The sequence below is a fragment of the Streptomyces sp. MBT65 genome, assembly GCF_016612545.1.
Taxonomy (GTDB): domain Bacteria; phylum Actinomycetota; class Actinomycetes; order Streptomycetales; family Streptomycetaceae; genus Streptomyces.
Window position 1 is genome coordinate 1 of sequence record NZ_JAENRY010000563.1, and the last position, 2,168, is coordinate 2,168.

Annotated in this window: 2 protein-coding genes; one reads left to right on the forward strand and one right to left on the reverse strand. The window is 67.3% G+C overall.

The genetic code is table 11. The features are described 5' to 3' along the window. Nucleotides 1-196 precede the first annotated feature (196 nt). Nucleotides 197-1,204, reverse strand: a complete 1,008-nt coding sequence (locus tag JHN63_RS50320; RefSeq protein ID WP_200691827.1) for a Ku protein — start codon at nucleotides 1,202-1,204, stop codon at nucleotides 197-199. Nucleotides 1,205-1,314: 110 nt separating this feature from the next. Here JHN63_RS50320 and ligD point away from each other — a divergent pair. Next, a partial coding sequence (gene ligD / locus JHN63_RS50325) for a non-homologous end-joining DNA ligase (RefSeq protein WP_200691828.1) occupies nucleotides 1,315-2,168 on the forward strand: 854 nt, incomplete at its 3' end.

Below are 2,168 nucleotides of genomic sequence, written 5' to 3' on the forward strand. Positions count from 1 at the left end.
GGTCGGTGGCGGTTGCGGTTGCGGTTGCGGTGAGTGGATAGCGATGCGCGGGCACCGGTGAGGGGCTGCTGTTTAGGCGTTCGCCTGTGAGGAGTTGCCTTCTGGGGCGGGGCGTTCGGCGCAGTCGCGGTGGGCTGTGTGCGTCGCGGTCGTGGCAAGGGGGGCGCTGCGCGGGGACCGGTGAGGAGACCGCAGTTCAGGCCGTTCGTCTGCGGGGAGTTGGCTTCTTTGTTGGGGTTTTCTTCGCGGTGGTCTTCTTCGTCGTCTGCGTTGTCTTCTTTGTCGTACCTGACGCCGTCGCCTTGGCGGCCGACTTCTTTGCCGTCGTCTTCTTTGGTGCCGTGGAGGTCGACTTCTTGCCGGTGGCCTGTTTGGGGGTGGCTCGTGGTGAGAGGGGTCTGACCTCGGCTTTCGTTTCGGGGTCCGTGGCTCGTGACTGCTGTGCCTCGCGGACGCTCTTCTCCAGGGCCGCCATCAGGTCGAGGACCTTGGCGCCGGGGGCCGGGGAGGGGGACGGGGACGGCTGTTCGCCGGAGGCCTTTGCCGTGATCATCTCCTCCACCGCCTCGCGGTAGTCGTCGTGGAGGTCGGCGAGGTCGACCTCGCCCAGGGTGTCCATCAGGGCGTCCGCGAGGTCGAGTTCCTTGTCGCGGACGGTGACGTTCGTGTCGGGGGCGACGCCCTCGGGGGCGCGGATCTCGTCCGGCCAGAGCAGGCCGTGCATGGCGATCACGTCGTCGACCACGCGCAGCATGCCGAGGCGTTCGCGGCCCCGGAGCGCGTACTTAGCGATGGCCACCTTCTGGCTGCGCTTCAGCGCCTCGCGCAGGAGTGTGTACGGCTTGGCCGCGGGGACGCCGTTCGCGGAGAGGTAGTACGCCGCGTCCATCTGGAGCGGGTCGATCCGGTCGGCCGGGACGAACGCCACGATCTCGATCGTCTTCGCGGTCGGGATCGGCAACTGCGCCAGGTCCTCGTCCGTGATCGGGATCATCGTGCCGTCCGCGTCCTCGTACGCCTTGCCGATCTCGGCCTGGGCTACCTCGCGGTCCTCCAGTTCACAGACCTTGCGGTAGCGGATGCGGCCGCCGTCCTCGGTGTGGATCTGGCGGAAGGAGATCGAGTGGCTCTCCGTCGCGTTCACCAGCTTGATCGGGATGCTGACCAGGCCGAAGGAGATGGCCCCGTTCCATATGGATCGCACCTGCCGTGCCTGCCTTCCGGTGTCGCCTGTTGCCTGTCGTCTGTCGCCTCACATCCGGACCTCGTCCGACCATTGTCCGGTTCGTCATGTATTCGTGGGATTCTTATCGTATGACGCCGATCACAGAGGTGGAGGGGCGAAGGCTCGCCCTCAGCAACCTGGGCAAGGTGCTGTACCCGGCGACCGGCTTCACCAAGGGCGAGGTTCTGCACTACTACGCCACTACCGCCGACGTGCTGCTGCCCCATCTGCGCGACCGGCCGGTGTCCTTCCTGCGGTACCCGGACGGGCCCGACGGGCAGCGCTTCTTCACCAAGAACGTGCCGCCTGGTACGCCCGACTGGGTCACCACCGCGGAAGTGCCGCGGTCGGAGGGGCCGGCCCGGATGGTGCTGGTGCAGGATCTGGCGTCCTTGATGTGGGCGGCGAATCTTGTCACCGAGTTCCATACGCCGCAGTGGGTGATCGGGGCGCCGGGCCTTGCCGATCGGCTCGTCTTCGACCTCGATCCGGGGGCGCCGGCAACGGTCGTGGAGTGTTGTGAGGTCGCGTTGTGGCTGCGGGAGCGGCTTGCTGTTGACGGGATCGAGGCGTACGTCAAGACGTCCGGGGCGAAGGGGTTGCATCTGGTGGCGGGGGTGGCGCCGGTGGCTTCGGAGCGGGCCGTCTCGTATGCGAAGTCGTTGGCGGTGGAGGCGGAGGGGGTGTTGCCTCGGCTTGTCGTGCATCGGATGACGCGGAGTCTGCGGGTGGGGAAGGTGTTTGTCGACTGGAGTCAGAACGCTGCGCGGAAGACGACGGCTACCCCCTACACCCTGCGGGCGCGGGCCGAGCCGGGGGTGTCGGCGCCGGTGACGTGGGAGGAGGTGGGGGCGTGTCGGTCTGTGCGTCAACTCAGCTTTCTTGCGGGGGACATGGGGGTGCGGTTGGCGGAGTACGGGGATTTGTTGGGGGTGTTGCTCGG